The organism is Tsukamurella strandjordii, assembly GCF_039525985.1.
Lineage (GTDB): Bacteria > Actinomycetota > Actinomycetes > Mycobacteriales > Mycobacteriaceae > Tsukamurella > Tsukamurella strandjordii.
In genome coordinates, this window is record NZ_BAAAII010000015.1 from 1 (window position 1) to 1,021 (window position 1,021).

1 protein-coding gene is annotated in these 1,021 nt (G+C 74.2%); it reads left to right on the forward strand.

Annotated features, from left to right (window positions below; translation table 11 throughout):
• Positions 1-1,021, forward strand: a 1,021-nt coding sequence (locus ABD108_RS20855) for a hypothetical protein (protein WP_343931289.1), incomplete at both ends; no start/stop codon positions are given.

A 1,021-nucleotide genomic window follows, 5' to 3' on the forward strand; every position in this document is an offset into this window, starting at 1 on the left:
GGCCGCGGAGAACAAGGCCGACTCGGCCACCTCCAACGCCACCGCCGCCCGCGACGCCGCGAAGAACGCCGCCGACAAGGCCACCGCCGACAAGGCCACCGCTGCCGACTCCGCCGCCGCACAAACCGCCGCAGAGAAGGCCGCCGCCGACGCCGCCAAGACCGCAGCCGACAAGCAGGCCGCCCAGAAGACCGCCGACACCGCCGCAGCCGACGCCAACAACGCCGCCGACAAGTCCGCCGCCGCACAGACCGCCGCCGAGAAGGCCGCCGCCGACGCAGCCAACAACGCCGCCGACAAGCAGGCCGCCCAGAAGAACGCCGACACCGCCGCAGCCGACGCCAAGGCGGCTGCGGACAAGGCCAGTGCCGACCGCGCCACCGCCGCCAAGAACCTCGACAGCGCATCCAAGAACGCCTCGACCGCAGCCTCCGCGGCCAAGGATGCCGCCGATAGGGCCGCGGCATCCACCACCGCCGCGAACAACGCCGCCACCGCCAAGACCGCGGCGGACGCCGCAGCCAGCAAGGCCAACGACGCGGCGAAATCGGCCGCCGACCAGGCCGCATCCGCCGCCGCGAAGGCCAAGGACGCCGACTCCGCGGCCGCACAGGCCCGCGCCACGAAGTCCGACGCCGATACCGCCAAGACGGCGGCCGATAAGGACCTCGCCGATAAGACCGCCGCGGCCACGAAGGCCACCGCTGACGCGGATACCGCCCGGGCGACTCACCAGCAGGCGACGGCCATCGCCGATCAGGCTGCCAAGGACAAGGCCGCCGCACTCTCGGCCGCCGCCTCCCAGGCGAAGGCTGCGAACAGCGCTGATAGCGCGTCGGCCGCGGCTGCGTCCGCCGCCGACAAGGCCGCGGCTGCGAAGAGCGCGGCGGAACAGTCTGCCGCGGCTGCCGATAAGACCGCGAAGGATGCCGCGGCTGCGGCCGCCGCTGCCGGCGAGCGTCTCGCTGCCGCGAACGATGCCGCGCAGAAGGCCGCCGCGGACGCCGCCAAGGCCGCTCAG